At 56.0% G+C, this 13,858-nt stretch carries 14 protein-coding genes; 3 read left to right on the top strand and 11 right to left on the bottom strand.

Translation table 11 applies throughout. The annotated features are described in order from the left end of the window. Positions 1-44: 44 nt before the first annotated feature. The 5 genes from livF to livK are packed head-to-tail and all read right to left on the bottom strand — an operon-like array spanning position 45 to position 4,880. Positions 45-758, bottom strand: coding sequence for a high-affinity branched-chain amino acid ABC transporter ATP-binding protein LivF (gene livF / locus AAER43_RS01265; protein WP_006812273.1), 714 nt, complete (start codon positions 756-758; stop codon positions 45-47). A 1-nt stretch (position 759) separates the two neighbouring features. Further along, the gene (livG, locus tag AAER43_RS01260) at positions 760-1,527 is read right to left on the bottom strand and encodes a high-affinity branched-chain amino acid ABC transporter ATP-binding protein LivG (protein WP_014882123.1); all 768 of its coding nucleotides are present in this window, start codon (positions 1,525-1,527) and stop codon (positions 760-762) included. Further along, entirely contained in the window at positions 1,524-2,801 is a 1,278-nt protein-coding gene (livM, locus tag AAER43_RS01255; protein WP_050862175.1) for a branched chain amino acid ABC transporter permease LivM, read from the bottom strand. The genes livG and livM overlap by 4 nt, the downstream gene beginning before the upstream one ends. Beyond that, positions 2,798-3,724, bottom strand: a complete 927-nt coding sequence (gene livH, locus AAER43_RS01250; protein ID WP_014882121.1) for a high-affinity branched-chain amino acid ABC transporter permease LivH — start codon at positions 3,722-3,724, stop codon at positions 2,798-2,800. The genes livM and livH overlap by 4 nt, the downstream gene beginning before the upstream one ends. 46 nt (positions 3,725-3,770) lie before the next feature. Then, the gene (gene livK / locus AAER43_RS01245) at positions 3,771-4,880 is read right to left on the bottom strand and encodes a high-affinity branched-chain amino acid ABC transporter substrate-binding protein LivK (protein WP_014882120.1); all 1,110 of its coding nucleotides are present in this window, start codon (positions 4,878-4,880) and stop codon (positions 3,771-3,773) included. 424 nt (positions 4,881-5,304) lie between these two features. Between livK and panM the strand changes: the two genes are divergently transcribed. After that, positions 5,305-5,688, top strand: a complete 384-nt coding sequence (panM, locus tag AAER43_RS01240; protein WP_014882118.1) for an aspartate 1-decarboxylase autocleavage activator PanM — start codon at positions 5,305-5,307, stop codon at positions 5,686-5,688. Between the two features lie 177 nt (positions 5,689-5,865). Here the strand turns inward: panM and livJ are convergent, their stop codons facing one another. The 6 genes from livJ to ftsY all read right to left on the bottom strand — a co-directional run bounded on the left by livJ (position 5,866) and on the right by ftsY (position 12,856). Beyond that, positions 5,866-6,966, bottom strand: a complete 1,101-nt coding sequence (gene livJ / locus AAER43_RS01235) for a branched chain amino acid ABC transporter substrate-binding protein LivJ (protein ID WP_014882117.1) — start codon at positions 6,964-6,966, stop codon at positions 5,866-5,868. 196 nt (positions 6,967-7,162) lie between these two features. Next, a complete protein-coding gene (locus AAER43_RS01230) occupies positions 7,163-8,428 on the bottom strand; it encodes a 4-aminobutyrate--2-oxoglutarate transaminase (RefSeq protein ID WP_050862174.1) in 1,266 nt (421 codons plus the stop codon). Positions 8,429-8,564: 136 nt separating this feature from the next. Beyond that, positions 8,565-9,422, bottom strand: coding sequence for an RNA polymerase sigma factor RpoH (gene rpoH / locus AAER43_RS01225; RefSeq protein ID WP_050862173.1), 858 nt, complete (start codon positions 9,420-9,422; stop codon positions 8,565-8,567). 251 nt (positions 9,423-9,673) lie between these two features. Continuing rightward, on the bottom strand, positions 9,674-10,729 hold the full coding sequence (ftsX, locus tag AAER43_RS01220; RefSeq protein ID WP_014882114.1) for a permease-like cell division protein FtsX: 1,056 nt from the start codon (positions 10,727-10,729) through the stop codon (positions 9,674-9,676). Continuing rightward, complete coding sequence (gene ftsE / locus AAER43_RS01215) at positions 10,716-11,387, bottom strand: cell division ATP-binding protein FtsE (RefSeq protein WP_014882113.1); 672 nt, start codon at positions 11,385-11,387, stop codon at positions 10,716-10,718. The genes ftsX and ftsE overlap by 14 nt, the downstream gene beginning before the upstream one ends. 2 nt (positions 11,388-11,389) lie before the next feature. Continuing rightward, positions 11,390-12,856 carry a signal recognition particle-docking protein FtsY gene (ftsY, locus tag AAER43_RS01210; RefSeq protein ID WP_050862172.1) on the bottom strand — a complete coding sequence of 489 codons (1,467 nt, stop codon included), beginning with the start codon at positions 12,854-12,856 and terminating at the stop codon, positions 11,390-11,392. 127 nt (positions 12,857-12,983) lie between these two features. On the opposite strand from ftsY, the gene rsmD reads away from it, so the two are divergent. Beyond that, positions 12,984-13,586: a 16S rRNA (guanine(966)-N(2))-methyltransferase gene (gene rsmD / locus AAER43_RS01205; protein WP_045135381.1), complete on the top strand. Its 603-nt coding sequence runs from the start codon at positions 12,984-12,986 to the stop codon at positions 13,584-13,586. Next, positions 13,570-13,851, top strand: a complete 282-nt coding sequence (locus AAER43_RS01200; RefSeq protein WP_342701795.1) for a DUF1145 family protein — start codon at positions 13,570-13,572, stop codon at positions 13,849-13,851. Before rsmD ends, AAER43_RS01200 begins: the two co-directional genes overlap by 17 nt. The last annotated feature ends 7 nt before the right edge of the window (positions 13,852-13,858 follow it).

Raw genomic sequence — 13,858 nt, 5'->3', positions numbered from 1 at the left:
CGTAGGCCCGGTAAGCGTAAGCGCCACCGGGCAACACAGACGGCTTAGCCTCCGAGGTACGCGCTCCGCACCGCTTCATTCGCCAGCAGCGCATCGCCGGTATCTTCAAGCACCACGCGGCCGTTTTCCAGCACGTAGCCACGGTCGGCGAGCTTCAGCGCCTGGTTGGCGTTCTGCTCGACGAGGAAGATGGTCATCCCCTCTTTACGCAGCTGCTCGATGGTGTCGAAGATCTGCTGGATAATGATCGGCGCCAGACCGAGCGACGGTTCGTCCAGCAGCAGCAGGCGTGGCTGGCTCATCAGCGCGCGGCCAATCGCCAGCATCTGCTGCTCACCGCCGGACATGGTGCCCGCACGCTGAATACGGCGCTCCCACAGGCGCGGGAAGAGTTCGTATACCCACTTGATGCGGGTCTGGTATTCATCGCGGTGAGCGAAGAAGCCGCCCATCGCCAGGTTCTCTTCCACCGTCATGCGCGAGAAGACGCGACGCCCTTCCGGAACAATCGCCACCGCTTCACGCATGATTTTTGCAGTCTGCCAGTCGGTAATGTCTTTGCCATCAAACACAATCCGCCCGCTGGTAGCCCGCGGGTCGCCGCACAGGGTACCGAGCAGCGTGGTTTTGCCCGCGCCGTTGGCGCCAATCAGGGTGACGATTTCACCCTGATTGATGTGCAGGCTGACGTCGTGCAGCGCCTGGATCTTGCCGTAGTGCGCATTGACCTTGTCGAACGTTAACATCGCTTTTTCCATCTTATGCCTCACCAAGGTACGCGCGGATCACGTCCGGATTGTTGCGGATCTCTTCCGGCGTGCCGTTTGCCAGCGGCGTGCCCTGGTTGACCACGTAAATACGGTCCGAAATACCCATCACCAGCTTCATGTCGTGCTCAATCAGCAGGATGGTGGTGTCGTGGTGATCGCGCAGCTCGGCAATCAGCTCGTCCAGCTCTTTGGTTTCTTTCGGGTTGAGGCCCGCCGCCGGTTCGTCGAGCATCAGGATCTCCGGCTGCGTCACCATGCAGCGCACAATCTCCAGACGACGCTGATCGCCGTAGGCCAGGTTGCTCGCCTGACGGTTGGCGTGCTGCAGCAAGCCGATGCGGTCGAGCCAGGTGGCGGCGCGGTCGAGGGCCTCCTCCTGGGCTCGGCGGAAGGCCGGAGTCTTCAGCAGACCGGAGAACAGCCCGGTTTTGAGCTGCTGATGCTGTGCCACCAGCAGGTTCTCAATCACCGTCATCTCGCGGAACAGGCGCACGTGCTGGAAGGTACGCACCACGCCCATGCGGGCAATTTGCTGGCCCGGCAGCCCTTCCAGGTGCTTATCGCGCAGCATGATGGTGCCGCCCGTCGGCTTGTAGAAACCGGTCAGACAGTTAAACACCGTGGTTTTTCCCGCGCCGTTGGGGCCAATCAGGGAGACGATCTCTTTCTTATGCAGATCCAGATTCACGTTGTTGACCGCCAGCAGGCCGCCAAAACGCATCATCAGACCGTTAACGGATAATAATGGCTGACTCATGCCTGCTCTCCTTTCGCTTTCCCGTTCTTCAGCTTCAGCTGTGGACGGGTCATCGGCAGCAGGCCCTGCGGACGCCAGATCATCATCAGCACCATCAAACCACCCAGCATCAGCATGCTGTATTCGTTAAAGTCACGCATCAGCTCGCGCGAGACCACCAGCAGGATGGCCGCGAGAATGACGGCAAACTGCGAGCCCATCCCGCCGAGCACCACAATCGCCAGCACAAAGGCCGATTCGGCAAACGTGAACGATTCCGGGCTGACGAAGCCCTGACGCGCGGCAAACAGCGTCCCGGCGAAACCGGCAAACGCGGCGCTGATGGTAAACGCGGTCAGCTTGATGCGGGTCGGGTTCAGGCCCAGGGAGCGGCAGGCGATCTCATCTTCACGCAGCGCTTCCCACGCGCGGCCCAGCGGCATGCGCAGCAGACGGTTAATCACGAAAAGGGTCACCACCACCAGCAGCAGCGCAACCAGGTAGAGCCAAATCACGCGGTCGGACGGGTCATACTTCACGCCAAAGAAGTTGCTGAAGGTATCCCAGCCGCCTTCGCGGGCGGTACGGCTGAACTCCAGCCCGAAGAAGGTCGGTTTCGGGATCTGGCTGATGCCGTTCGGACCACCGGTGATTTCGGTGTTATTCAGCAGCAGGATACGGACGATTTCGCCAAAGCCTAAGGTCACAATCGCCAGGTAGTCACCGCGCAGGCGCAGCACCGGGAAGCCCAGCAGGAAGCCCGCAGCGGCAGAAACCAGGCCCGCCAGCGGCAGACAGGTCCAGAAGCCGAGGCCGTAATAATGGTTCAGCAGCGCGAAGGTGTAGGCACCGATGGCGTAAAAACCACCGTAGCCCAGCACCAGCAGGCCAGAGAGCCCCACCACCACGTTCAGGCCGAGACCCAAAATCACGTAAATCATGGTCAGGGTAGCGATATCCACCGTGCCGCGCGAGACCACGAATGGCCACGCCACGGCCGCCACCAGCAGCGCCACGAGGAACAGCTTTTGCTTCACGGTGGAACCGTCGATTGCCGGCAGGATGAATTTCGTGCCAGAAACGTTTTTCAGCGTCTTCTGGAACAGCGGACGCAGCAGCTGGAACAGGAACACCACCGCCGTGCCAATAAACACCCACTGCCAGCGGATGTCAGGTGCGGTATCCACCACCAGTTTGGTGCCGCTCAGCTCCAGTTGGACGCCCATAAAGACGCCCGCCAGCACGAAGAACATGGCGGCAGAGAGCAGCGCCATTGCAAAATGCATCGGTTTCATACTTTCTCTACCTCCGGACGGCCCAGAATACCGGTAGGCATGACCAGCAGAACCAGAATCAGCAGGGCAAACGACACCACGTCTTTATATTCGGTGCTCAGGTACGCCGAGGAGAGCGCTTCCGCCACGCCCAGGATCAGGCCGCCGATCATCGCGCCAGGAATACTGCCGATACCGCCAAGTACTGCCGCGGTGAAGGCTTTCATTCCGGCCATAAAGCCGATGTACGGGTTGATCACGCCGTAGAACTGGCCGAGCAGCACGCCCGCCACTGCCGCCATCGCGGCACCGATCACGAAGGTCAGGGCAATCACGCGGTCAGTATTGATGCCAAGCAGGCTCGCCATCTTCAGGTCTTCCGCGCAGGCACGGCAGGCGCGCCCCATGCGGGAATAACGGATGAACAGCGTCAGGGCGAGCATTGCAATAAAGGTCACGACCCAGATGACGAGCTGCATGGTGGTGATAGAGGCAGAGAAGTTTTCGCTGGCCCCCACGATCCACTGACCGTTAAACAGGCTTGGCAGCGCCACGTCGCGCGACCCTTCGGTCAGGCTGACGTAGTTTTGCAGGAAGATCGACATACCGATGGCGGAGATGAGCGCAATCAGACGCTTGGAGCTGCGCACCGGCCGATAGGCCACGCGCTCGATGCTCCAGCCATAGGCGCTGGCGATCACAATGGCGCCGACAAACCCGGCGGCAACCAGCAGCCAGCTGCTGTCGATGCCCATCATCATCAGGGCGGCGATGATCATAAAGGAGATGTAGCTACCGATCATGTACACCTCGCCGTGGGCGAAGTTGATCATGCCGATAATGCCGTAAACCATCGTATAGCCGATGGCAATCAGCGCGTAGGTGCTTCCCAGCGTGACGCCGTTAAACATCTGCTGCAGGAAATAGAGAAACTGCTCGGACATATGCAAACCTTTTTATTCCCGCCCGGCGGTCCGGGCGGCGGGATAATTATTTGGCGGCCGAGGAAGACCCGTCGGCGTGCCACTTAAAGACACCAAACTCAAATCCCTTCAGATCGCCTTTCTCATCCCAGTTCAGCGGCCCAATCACGGTGTTCGCCCCGTGTGCTTTTAAATCTTTCACCAGATCCAACGGCTCTTTGCTGCCGGTACGCTCCAGAGCCGTCGCCAGAGACTGTACGGCCGCGTAGGTGATCCAGACATACGGACCACTCGGGTCCTTTTTCTGCGCCTTAAGCGCATCAACGATAGCCTTGTTCGCCGGATCCTGGTCATAGCGTTTTGGCATCGTAACCAGCATGCCTTCGGCAGAATCGCCCGCGATGTTCGACAGGGAGGCATTACCCACGCCCTCTGGTCCCATAAACTGGGTTTTCAGACCGGTGGCGCGTGCCTGACGCAGCATCTGCCCCATTTCAGGGTAGTAGCCGCCGTAGTAAACGAAGTCGATGTTCTCTTTTTGCAGACGAGCAATCAGCGCGGAGAAGTCTTTCTCACCGGCAGTGATGCCGTCGAAGAAGACGATGTTCGCGCCACCTTTTTTCAGGCCGTCCTGAACGGAACGCGCCAGGCCTTCGCCGTACTGCTGCTTGTCATGAATGATGGCAATGCGCTTTGGCTTTACGGTTTCGAGGATAAATTTGGCGGCGGTGGGTCCCTGGGAAGAATCGAGACCGGCGGTACGCATAATGTGCTGATAGCCGCGCTGGGTCAGTTCTGGGTTAGTGGCGCCGGGGGTGATCATCAGAATACCTTCGTCTTCGTAGATATCAGACGCAGGCTGGGTGGACGATGAGCACAGGTGGCCAATCACATACTGGATGCCATCGTTGACGATTTTGTTGGCGACCGCGACGGCCTGTTTCGGATCGCAGGCGTCGTCATATTCCACGCCCACCAGCTTGTCGCCTTTGATGCCGCCTTTGGCGTTGATGTCTTTGATGGCCTGGCGCGCGCCGTTGAACTCCATATCACCCCACTGGGCAACAGGGCCGGACATTGCGCCCACGACCGCAACTTTGATCTCTTCCGCCATGGCTGCATGCGAGATCGCCAGTGCAACCATTCCCGCGATAAATGTTTTCGCGTTCCTTTTCATCTCAGAATCCCCATTCGTGATGTCGTGTTTATATTTTGTTTTATTATGGTTAAAAAGCATTCTGTACTTTTAATGCACAACGCTATTTTTACCAGTGCCTTTAATGGTTTAGCGCAGTTTTTTGCCAAAAACCAGACTAAAATCTCTATTTTTCAGGCGATTAAGCAAAGATAATATTCTGAAATCATGCAGAGATAAACAAATAAAAGTGCAGTTTGCAGCATAAAATAACGGTACAAAGCGCCGAATAAATCACTACCATTCAGGTTAAAATTCTGCTTATTTTTCGATCCATGTGTTTTCAAACTGCCCAGCGCGTTACCAAAAAACTAATCACCTGGTTAATGAGAATAAAAAGAGGAAGCCGCTGAGTGAATAAATTGAGTACACTGCCCCTACTCAATTTGATTTGGACATGTAGCTAATGAAACTGACTATCGTGCGTCTGGTGACCTTTAGCGACCAGGATCATATCGACCTGGGCAAGATCTGGCCGGAATATTCCCCTTCGTCGCTACGCGTCGACGAGACTCACCGCATTTATGCCGCGCGTTTCAACGAACGCCTGCTGGCTGCGGTTCGCGTGACCCTGAGCGGTACAGAAGGGGCGCTGGACTCACTGCGTGTACGTGACGTCACCCGTCGTCGCGGCGTGGGGCAGTATTTAATTGAAGAAGTGATCCGCGAAAACCCGAACGTGACCTCATGGTGGATGGCTGACGTAGGTGTAGAAGACCGCGGCGTGATGGCGGCGTTTATGCAGGCGTTAGGGTTTACGGCGCAGGAGAGCGGGTGGGAGAAGCGCTAAAAGAAAGCCGGGTGGCGGCTGCGCCTTACCCGGCCTACATTCTCCACCGTATTTTCCCAAGCATTTCGTGTTGCAGGAAGGCGGCAAGTTATGAAATCCCCGGGAGCTTACATAAGTAAGTGACCGGGGTTGAATAACGCAGCCAACGCACCTGCGGCGCGAAAGGCGACGGGAAAATTATTTGGCGTCTGTCGCCGTACCGTTGGCATGCCAGTCAAACACGCCGAACTCAAAGCCTTTCAGGTCACCCTTCTCATCCCAGGACAGTGGTCCCATCACGGTTTCGACGGTGTTCGCTTTCAGCCAGGTCGCAATCTCAGCCGGATCGGCTGACTGGTTCAGACCCGCCTGCAGAGACTGAAGCGCCGCGTAGGTGGTCCAGACGAACGCGCCGCTTGGATCCTGTTTCTTCGCCTTGATGGCATCTACGATAGGTTTGTTCGCAGGGACCTGGTCGTAGTTCTTCGGCTTGGTCACCAGCAGGCCTTCAGCGGATTCACCTGCGATGTTAGACAGGGAAACGTTCGCTACGCCTTCAGGCCCCATAAACTGGGTTTTCAGACCGGCTGCACGCGCCTGGCGCAGGATCTGGCCCATCTCCGGGTGGTAACCGCCGTAGTAAACGAAATCGATATTCTCTTTTTTCAGGCGCGCCACCAGCGTGGAGAAGTCTTTCTCACCGGCAGTGATCCCATCGAAGAAGACCACATTGGCGTTGCCTTTCTTCAGACCATCCTGCACCGCACGCGCCAGACCTTCACCGTACTGCTGTTTGTCATGAACAATCGCGATACGCTTCGGCTTCACTTTATCCAGAATGTATTTCGCCGCCGTTGGACCCTGGTCAGAGTCCAGGCCCGTGGTGCGCAGGGTCAGTTTGTAGCCGCGCGCGGTCAGCTCCGGTGCGGTCGCCGCCGGGGTGATCATCAGAATCCCTTCGTCTTCGTAGATGTCAGACGCAGGCTGAGTTGAGGAAGAGCACAGGTGACCGATAACGTATTTGATCCCGTCGTTCACCACTTTGTTCGCAACCGCTACCGCTTGTTTCGGGTCACAGGCATCATCATATTTTACGATCTGCAGTTTTTCGCCTTTAATACCGCCCTTAGCATTAATGTCTGCAACCGCCTGTTCAGCGCCCGTAAATTCCTGGTCGCCGTACTGTGCTACCGGACCGGACATTGCGCCAACCACAGCCACCTTAATGTCTGCCTGTGCCATGGTGCTGAATGCCAACGCAATACATCCTGCCAGTAACGCTTTACCCTTCATGTTCATCCTGAGATTCCCCATTATTATGGTTATTACGATTGTTGTGATGTTGTTGTGCAGCGCTTTATTTCAGTTATTGGTGTGCTGTTCGCGCTTTTTCAGCATACTCTGCTAAAACATACCCCATTTTTATGATTTTGGAATAGCTAATTTGAAATGAATATATGATAAGCCCGGCAAAGATTTCACCGGGCGCGCGGCTTTAACGTGTCAGCGAGGCGGAGATAATGTCCAGCGCTTGACGGAACTGCACTTCGGGGATTGTCAGCGGATAAAGGAAACGAATAACGTTGCCGTAAACGCCGCAGCTCAGCAGAAGCAGACCTTCCTGCAGCGCGCGTTTCTGTACCTGGCGGGTGAATTCCGGCGAAGGCTGGCCCGTTTGAGGGTCATTAAACTCTACCGCCACCATCGATCCTTGCGCGCGAATGTCGGCGATATACGGACAGTGTTTCTTCGCTTTGTTCAGCACCTCTACCAGGTGATGACCAAGATGCGCAGAACGTGTACAGAGATCCTCTTCATCAATCACGTCCAGCACCGCATGCGCAGCGGCAATCGCCAGCGGGTTCCCCGCGTAAGTACCGCCCAGCCCGCCCGGCGCAGGTGCGTCCATCACGTCGGCACGGCCCGATACCGCAGAGAGCGGCATCCCACCCGCGAGGCTTTTCGCCATGGTGATCAAATCGGGCTTCACGCAGTGGTGTTCCATCGAGAACAGTTTGCCTGTACGGGCGAAACCACTTTGTACCTCGTCGGCAATCAGCAAAATACCGTGGGTATCACAGAGGGCACGCAGCGCCTGCATAAAATCGGCAGGTGCAATATTGAAACCGCCTTCCCCCTGAACCGGTTCGAGAATAATGGCCGCGACCTGATCCGGTGCGATATCCGCTTTAAAGATGCGCTCCAGGCTTTTTAACGCCTCATTCGTGCTAACGCCGTGCAGATCGTTCGGATACTGCGCGTGATACACCGAGCCAGGGAACGGACCAAAGCCCAGTTTGTACGGCGCAACTTTGCCAGTCAGCGCCATGGTCATAAAAGTACGGCCGTGGAACGCGCCGCCGAAAGTGATGAGGCCAGGACGTCGGGTATAGGCGCGGGCTATTTTAACCGCGTTTTCAACCGCTTCTGCGCCCGTCGAGAAAAAGGCCGTTTTGGCCGGGCCATCAATGGGCACGCGCTGGTTGATACGCTCGGCCAGCGCCACATAGCCTTCATACGGCACAATCTGGTACGCCGTATGGGTAAAGGCGTGGAGTTGTTTTTCAATAGCGGAAATGACTTTGGGATGGCGATGGCCGGTATTCAGCACCGCAATGCCGGCGGCGAAGTCGATATACTCGTTGCCTTCTACGTCCCACACCGTGGCGTTTTCGGCTTTATCGGCATAGAAATTACACATGACGCCGATACCGCGCGGCGTCGCCTGCAAACGCCGGTCGTTCAGTTCGTTATTTTTCACCCTGTCCCCCTGAGAAAATCGCCTGCTTAGCGCATCAGTAAGTGTTTGCCAGGGGGGAGGAATTCGCCAGAGCGGGCGCTAAAAAAACAAAACCCCCGGACTCTCATCCAGGGGTTCTCAGTGTACTTCGCAGAAATTACGCTTCGATAGCGGCGCGAAGTTTTTTCATGGCGTTCTTTTCAAGCTGACGCACACGTTCAGCGGAGACGCCGTAGCGGTCGGCCAGTTCCTGCAGCGTGGACTTGTTGTCTTCGTCCAGCCAGCGGGCACGGATAATATCCTGACTACGTTCGTCGAGGCCTTCCATCGCATGGGTGAGCTTATTCACGGCCTGATCTTCCCAGTTATCCTCTTCAATGCCGTCAGCAAAGTTGGAGGTTTTATCCTGCAGATACAGAACCGGGGCCATTGGCTGGCTGTCAGAGCCGTCGTCGTCGGAGGACATATCAAACGTCATGTCCTGCGCGGCCATACGGGATTCCATCTCACGCACATCTTTGCTGGATACACCCAGCTCGCGCGCCACCATTTCCACTTCATCCTGATTGAACCAGCCCAGACGCTGCTTGGTTTTACGCAGGTTGAAGAACAGTTTACGTTGCGCTTTTGTCGTGGCGACTTTCACGATACGCCAGTTGCGCAGCACGTATTCATGAATTTCTGCTTTGATCCAGTGTACGGCGAAGGAGACCAGTCGCACACCCACTTCCGGGTTAAAGCGACGTACAGCCTTCATCAGACCGATGTTACCTTCCTGAATCAAGTCCGCCTGCGGCAGGCCATAGCCCGCGTAATTACGAGCAATGTGAACAACAAAGCGCAGGTGAGACAGGATCAGCTTTTTCGCTGCTTCCAGATCGCCCTGGTAATGCAGCTTTTCAGCAAGCTCCTTTTCTTCCTCGGCCGTTAACATCGGCCAGGTGTTCGCAGCCCGGATGTAAGATTCCAGGTTACCAACAGGGGCTAAAGCTAAAGTTTGCATTTCTTTGGTCATTCATTCCTCTCAATGTTTCTTCTGGTCCAGGTTGTCCCCGTCAGGCAACAACCATGCCAAAGCGTTTGAGCCACGAGATTAGCATTCACTCTTTTATCAGACAGTGATTTTATCCACAAGTTCCAGGTGCAACAGTGAATAAATTACGCACAAAATGTGACATGGAGATGATAACAGGGGAAGAGACAACAGGGACGCTTTCCCTGCAGAGCGAACATCTCGGTGCAGGGAAAGATTATATCACGCTTTTATTAGTCGGGAGTAAAGTGGCGTAAATGTTGAACGGTCGCCAGCCAGGCAGCCACCCAACCAATCATCGAGCAAACCAGCAGTAATAACAGGCACTCGTCAAATCCTAAGCCACTGATATCAAACTTAGTTCCGAAAACCTGCGCCACTTCCGTCACGGCCGATGACAAACGCATCACCAAAATTTCTGACAAAATCAGTGAAAGAAATGCGCCGGAAAAACCGAGCAATGCGCCGCCATAGAGGAAAGGACGAAGGATGAAGCCATCCGTCGCGCCAATCAGTTTCTGCACGTTAATGGTATCGCGGCGAGCAAAAATGCTCAGGCGCACGCTGTTACCAATGACGAGGAACACCGCGGCCACCATCAGTACGCCGATCATCGCCGACACACGTCCCACCAGCCCGGTCAGCGCGGCAAGACGGGCAAACCAGCTGTCGTCCATGCGCACTTCATCAATTCCGTTAATCCGGGTGATGCGATCGCGTAACGTATTTAGCGAATCGGTCCCCTGGAAATCGAGCTTCGGGATCACCACCGCCACCGCAGGTAACGGGTTCTCTTCGAGCATATCCAGCGCGCCGCCAAAACCGGACCAGTTGCGAAACTCGCCCAGCGCTTCTTCACGGGAAAGATAGTTGACCTTCTCCACGCCCTGCTCGGCCTGGATTTGCCCGACCACCTGCGCCGCCGCGTTATCGTCGAGCGCTTTATCCAGATAAACGGTGATCTGCGGCGACGGATAATACTGGGACGCCGCCTGGTTCACGTTCTTATAAACCATGTAGCAGACGCTTGGCAGCGTCAGGGAGATGGCGATGACCATCACCGTCAGGAACGTTGCCAGCGGTTTGCTTTTCAGATCCTGCAACGCGCCGTGGAAAGCGTAGCGCACCTGCTCGTTAAACACGTTGGTTTTGCGCGAAGCCGGCTTTGGCGCCGCTTTCTGGCGCTTGGGTGCGTTACGATTGCCATCACCGCCACCCTGCGGCTTACGGAAACGGTCAAACCGGTTCCCGAACTGCCGAATCTGGTTCATTGCATCACGCTTGTTCACCATGGCCTCCGTGCAAATGTCCATCGCTCAGAGTCAGCATGCGGTACGAACGACGGGAAATCAGCCCGATATCGTGCGTCGCCATCAATACTGTGACCCCAACGCGGTTGAATTCCTCAAACAGACGCAAAATCCCTTCGGAGAGCGCATCGTCCAGGTTACCTGTGGGTTCATCCGCCAGCAGTACGGCCGGCTTGTTCACCACCGCACGGGCGATGCCCACACGCTGCTGTTCACCGCCGGAGAGCTGGATCGGGAAGTTCTTCGCTTTGTCCAGCAGCCCAACCTTATCCAGCGCCGCAGAGACGCGACGACGGATATCATCATAGCTGGCACCGGCAATAATCAGCGGGATAGCGACGTTATCGAAAACGGTGCGATCCATCAGCAGATGGTGATCCTGGAAAATCATGCCGATCTGACGACGCAGGAACGGCACTTCACGGTTCTTAAGACGGCTAATATCATGGCCGCTGAACCAGATTTTCCCGGCGCTTGGCCGTTCGATCCCACAGATAAGCTTGAGCAGAGTACTTTTCCCCGCGCCGGAATGGCCGGTCAGGAATGCCATCTCGCCTGGCTGCAGGTGGAATGTGACTCCCTGCAGCGCTTGTCTCCCACCGAGATAGGCCTTGCTGACGTGTTCAAAGCGAATCATTGTTAGTCCTCTCGGGCAAATAGTGCCTCAATAAAGTCGTCCGCTTTAAACGGACGCAAATCCTCAATACGCTCGCCCACACCGATGTAGCGGATAGGAATGCCGAACTGGTCGGCTACGGAGAAGATCACCCCGCCTTTCGCGGTGCCGTCCAGCTTGGTCAGCGCGATCCCGGTCAATCCTACCGCTTCATTGAACAGCTTCGCCTGGCTAACGGCGTTCTGTCCGGTGCTGGCGTCGATAGTCAGCATAATTTCATGCGGTGCATCTTCGTCCAGCTTCTTCATGACGCGGACGATTTTCTTCAACTCTTCCATCAGGTGCGATTTGTTCTGCAAACGCCCTGCGGTGTCAGCAATCAGCACGTCCACGTTACGGGACTTCGCCGCCTGAATGGCATCAAAAATCACGGACGCGGAATCCGCGCCGGTATGCTGGGCAATCACCGGAATGTTGTTCCGCTGGCCCCACACCTGCAGCTGCTCAACCGCCGCCGCACGGAAGGTATCGCCCGCCGCCAGCATCACCGATTTTCCCTGCTGCTCGAACTGACGCGCCAGCTTGCCGATAGTCGTGGTTTTACCCACGCCGTTAACACCCACCATCAGAATAACAAATGGCGTTTTGCCTTCAATATTAAGCGGTTCATCAACTTTTGCGAGAATTTCACCCATCTCGTCTTTCAGCAGGCCGTACAGTGCCTCGGCATCGCGCAGCTGTTTGCGGCTTGCCCCTTCGGTCAGGCTGGCGATGATCTTACGGGTGGTTTCCACCCCCACGTCAGCGATCAGCAGTTGCTCTTCCAGCTCTTCAAAGAGATCGTCGTCGATCTTCTTGCCGCGGAACAGACTGATAAATCCGGAACCCAGATTTTCTTTGGTTTTTAACAGGCTGCGCTTCAGACGGGCAAAGAAACCTTCTTTGGTCGGTTTTTCCTGCTCCTGAACGATCTCTTCTTCAGCCTGCTCCTGCTCTTCCACCGGCACGACGATAACCGCGTCTTCAGCCGCTTCCGCCGCCAGCGCCTGGGCTTCCAGCTCGTCGTCGGTCAGCTCTGGCTCAAGCGCCGCCTCTTCTTCCACCGCCTCAACAATTTCAACGGTTTCCGCTTCGGCCTGCCACTCTTCTGCAGATACCTCTTTGGCTTTAACCTCTTCCGGCAGCGGCAGCTCTTCATGTTCGATAACAGCCTGCGGTGCGTCGGTAACGGCTTCGGGCACAACCGGTTCTGGCTTCTCGCTCTCCTGAACCTGTTCAGTGACTTCAACCACCTCTTCAGCAAACGATTCAATCTCTTCTTTGCTGTGGACAGGTTCTTCCGCTTCGATAACCGCAGCGGTTTCTACAGGCGTTTCAGGCTGTGACTGCTCTTCTACAACCTGTTGTTCTTCGGTTTTCTGTTCTGTTTCTTGCTCTTTTTCACCGAAACCCAACCAGGAAAAGAAGCCACGTTTTTTTTGTTTTGCCATCTGCGACTACACTCCTCGCGGCGCTATATACAGGGAAGCTAAAAAAATGATGAAATAGTCTAACACTTTACTTAATTGACATCACCGCCCGCAATCGCAGGGCAATGGTTAACAGAGCTTTCCAGAGATGAAGAAACCCACCCGCGCCCCGGCCGGTCAAATTCGAATTATCGGCGGTCAGTGGCGAGGCCGGAAATTACCGGTGCCGGACAGCCCCGGTTTACGCCCGACAACCGACCGCGTTCGCGAGACGCTGTTTAACTGGCTCGCCCCGTCAATGGTAGATGCCCACTGCCTGGACTGCTTCGCCGGCAGCGGTGCATTAGGGCTCGAAGCGTTGTCGCGCTACGCCGCCAGCGCCACGCTGCTGGAGATGGAGCGCGGCGTGGCACAGACGCTGCAGCAAAATCTGGCGACGCTCAAAGCGAGTAACGCCAAAGTCGTAAACACCAATACCCTGAGCTTCCTCGCGCAGAAAGGCACGCCGCATCAGGTGGTGTTTGTCGATCCGCCGTTCCGCAAGGGGCTGCTCGAAGAGACGTTATCCCTGCTGGAACAAAACGGCTGGCTGGCGGATGACGCATTAATTTACGTTGAAAGCGAAGTGGAAAACGGTCTTCCGCCAGTGCCCGCGCACTGGGATCTGCACCGCGAAAAGGTTGCCGGTCAGGTCGCTTATCGTCTTTATCACCGTCAGGTACAAGGAGGCTCTGATGCCGGTACTGATTAACCTGGGACGTTTGCTGATGCTGGGCGTCTGGGCATTTTTGATTTTGAATCTGGTGCACCCGTTCCCGCGCCCGTTGAACATCTTCGTTAACGTGGCGCTGATTTTCACCTCGTTCATGCACGCCCTGCAGATGATAATGCTGAAAAACGGCCTGCCAAAAGATGGCCCGCCGATGACCGGCTGGCAGCAACTGCGGGTATTTATTTTCGGCGTGTTTGAGTTGCTGGTGTGGATGAAGAAGTTTAAGGCGCAGGTGAAGAAGTAGGGTGCGG

Origin of the sequence: Enterobacter sp. FUJ80071 (assembly GCF_038739915.1) — a bacterium.
Lineage (GTDB): Bacteria > Pseudomonadota > Gammaproteobacteria > Enterobacterales > Enterobacteriaceae > Enterobacter > Enterobacter kobei.
The sequence above is the reverse complement of the archived record's forward strand: the minus strand, read 5'-3'. Positions and strand labels throughout refer to the sequence as shown.

What these genes read in the sequence shown, in the direction of transcription:
- livF (WP_006812273.1), bottom strand. Translation starts at nt 758, where the DNA reads ATGGAAAAAGCGATGTTAACGTTCGACAAGGTCAATGCGCACTACGGC.
- livG (WP_014882123.1), bottom strand. Translation starts at nt 1,527, where the DNA reads ATGAGTCAGCCATTATTATCCGTTAACGGTCTGATGATGCGTTTTGGC.
- livM (WP_050862175.1), bottom strand. Translation starts at nt 2,801, where the DNA reads ATGAAACCGATGCATTTTGCAATGGCGCTGCTCTCTGCCGCCATGTTC.
- livH (WP_014882121.1), bottom strand. Translation starts at nt 3,724, where the DNA reads ATGTCCGAGCAGTTTCTCTATTTCCTGCAGCAGATGTTTAACGGCGTC.
- livK (WP_014882120.1), bottom strand. Translation starts at nt 4,880, where the DNA reads ATGAAAAGGAACGCGAAAACATTTATCGCGGGAATGGTTGCACTGGCG.
- panM (WP_014882118.1), top strand. Translation starts at nt 5,305, where the DNA reads ATGAAACTGACTATCGTGCGTCTGGTGACCTTTAGCGACCAGGATCAT.
- livJ (WP_014882117.1), bottom strand. Translation starts at nt 6,966, where the DNA reads ATGAACATGAAGGGTAAAGCGTTACTGGCAGGATGTATTGCGTTGGCA.
- rpoH (WP_050862173.1), bottom strand. Translation starts at nt 9,422, where the DNA reads ATGACCAAAGAAATGCAAACTTTAGCTTTAGCCCCTGTTGGTAACCTG.
- ftsE (WP_014882113.1), bottom strand. Translation starts at nt 11,387, where the DNA reads ATGATTCGCTTTGAACACGTCAGCAAGGCCTATCTCGGTGGGAGACAA.
- ftsY (WP_050862172.1), bottom strand. Translation starts at nt 12,856, where the DNA reads ATGGCAAAACAAAAAAAACGTGGCTTCTTTTCCTGGTTGGGTTTCGGT.
- rsmD (WP_045135381.1), top strand. Translation starts at nt 12,984, where the DNA reads ATGAAGAAACCCACCCGCGCCCCGGCCGGTCAAATTCGAATTATCGGC.
- AAER43_RS01200 (WP_342701795.1), top strand. Translation starts at nt 13,570, where the DNA reads ATGCCGGTACTGATTAACCTGGGACGTTTGCTGATGCTGGGCGTCTGG.